Genomic DNA, 2,274 nt, shown 5'->3' on the forward strand with positions numbered 1-2,274 from the left:
GCCCATGCTATAGTATGGGCCGACTTTCTTTTCACATCCCCGCGCCTTCGAGTTGAAAGGTCGGTGTATATCGACTCACGGGATTCCGCGAGCAATGCGGGTAGCATTTCAAACTTGACGGATTTACCAATATAGGCTCTGTTTTATCAGAAGATGAATATTCGTCCTCTTCTTGACGAATTTTTAGTTTCTTTTCCGATACTCACCCGGCGGATACCCCGTAAACTTCTTGAAGTTCCGGATAAAAGAATTCACACTGAGGTATCCTACTCGCTGCGCCACCTCGTGAACCTTCAAATCGGATGTCTCCAGCAGCTCGGCTGCTTTTTTCATTCGATAGGTTTGCACATAATCGCTAAAATTCATTCCCATCTTTTCTTTGAAATAAGTGGATAAATAGGAAGCCGTTATTTTCAGATGATCAGAGATGATATCTAATGAGATATCGTCGCCATAATGATTATCAATGTAGGTCAGAACGAAGTCACATATCGGATCTGTTTGATCCTTTTTATGCTCGTATAGGATACAGGCCGCTGCCACAAGCTGCTCCAGATATCGATCAAACGCCTCTAAGGTATAACAATCATGGGGCTTCTCATCCTGTATGGTTTCTAACAGACGATCCCGTTCAGCAGGCGAGAAGCTTTTCAACAATTGCTGGGAAAAGCTTYGGGCAAATCGAACGAAATGCTCAACGGACGCTTCCTTTTTTTCCAGTAAAGCAAGCATCTTTCTGCCTATTCGCAATAACTCCTTCTCGTTTCCGGCCTCTACATGTGCTTGGAGCTCGTTTCTTTCCCAATCCTCAGGTATATCTCCTGTTATTTTAGTGGAAAAAGGGATAATCTGGGTATCCTCTCCTAATTTCCTCGACTCCAGTAATCGTAAAATGTGGTTATAGGTTTCTGTAAAAACGGTCGGGTCTGTTTGACGCGGACTGACTGCGATCGTGATCAAGCAGTATAAATGATCCATATCGAATATTTTCCTCAACCGTTGTAGATGCTCTTCGATCTGATTCGCCTCGTCACCCTTCGAGAAAATAAGAGTAAGGATTAAATTCTGCTCGATTTGGAAGGTTAAGGAATCGTTGAACGATTGTGCAATATGGGTATGGATCAGCTCTCTCATAAAGAAGGAAGCTTTCGGTATCCGAATGTCGATTTGCTTTAGGTTATGGCTTCTAAAGGTCAAATGAAAACCGATAAGAACAAACGGTGTGTCAAAAGCCATATGCATCTTCAAATCTTGCGTGTTGGTGTGAATTTGTTTGAGATGATTGATGTACGCGTAATTTTTCAGAAGCGAGTTCTTCCGAGTCAAGTCCTGTCGGATATCGTGATGAGCTTGCGAAATATCCTTAATCTTTTCGCTAATGAAATCGAATTCTCTGATGCTGCTGTTTGTAGGCATGGATACATAATGGTGTTGAATGGAATCCAATATTTTGCGGATTGGATTGTTCAAGCGTTTCGTGAAAAAAATGGAGGCTCCGAGACTAATTGCTATAGACAATAGGAGAAATCCAACTAACAGCCAGTTCAAACGCACGATTTTTGCTTTGATTTGTGAAGAGGGAATAACACTGGTATACGTATATCCGGTTTCCTTGCCCACCTGATAGTACAAGTAATTTTTGCCTTGCTGGATATATCCGGTCTTCTGACCGGAGGCCAGTAAAGAAGAGGGAATTGCTGAATAATCCGAATCAGAGGCATAAATAGTCGTGCCCGTTTCATCGGAAATAAACAGCTTGCCGTCTTTGGCCGGCTGATAAAAAGAAGCGAACATACTCCTGCTATTCAACAGAAGGATCAAGGAAAATTGGGGATTGAATTGATTTTTGACCAACACTGGGATGAATTGACCTCTATGGATATGCTGTCCGAAAGAGTTCATGAAAAATGCAGATTCGGGAAACAGCTTGAAGCTATATGGCTTTGCTAGCTCCTGAAGCCAAAAATCCTTGGTATACACCTCGTTCCCATAATAATTGACGAACATTTCCTCGAAAGTCCTTGTCCCTTCCTTTTCAATCACGATCGAATGATCACCCAGTAAATAAATAATGTTATCGATCATTAAATAGGAGTCCGCTAACATGGATTGAAGCTCGTTTCGAATGCGGTATAGCAGCATAGAGTTGATCGGCCCCTCGCTCGAACCGTTCAATAGCTTCGCATTTTCATTGACGTGCAGGCTCATTCAGAATTTTTTGATCGATAATATATGATTTTCATAATCATTGACCGTGGTGTTCAAATTAGCCTG

At 42.1% G+C, this 2,274-nt stretch carries 1 protein-coding gene; it reads right to left on the reverse strand.

Going from position 1 to position 2,274, the window contains the following annotated elements:
* Window positions 1-183: 183 nt before the first annotated feature.
* Entirely contained in the window at window positions 184-2,142 is a 1,959-nt protein-coding gene (locus AC1DWB_RS33825) for a helix-turn-helix transcriptional regulator (protein ID WP_477545463.1), read from the reverse strand.
* Between the last annotated feature and the right edge of the window lie 132 nt (window positions 2,143-2,274).

The sequence above is a fragment of the Paenibacillus sp. P4_E11 genome, assembly GCF_056401635.1.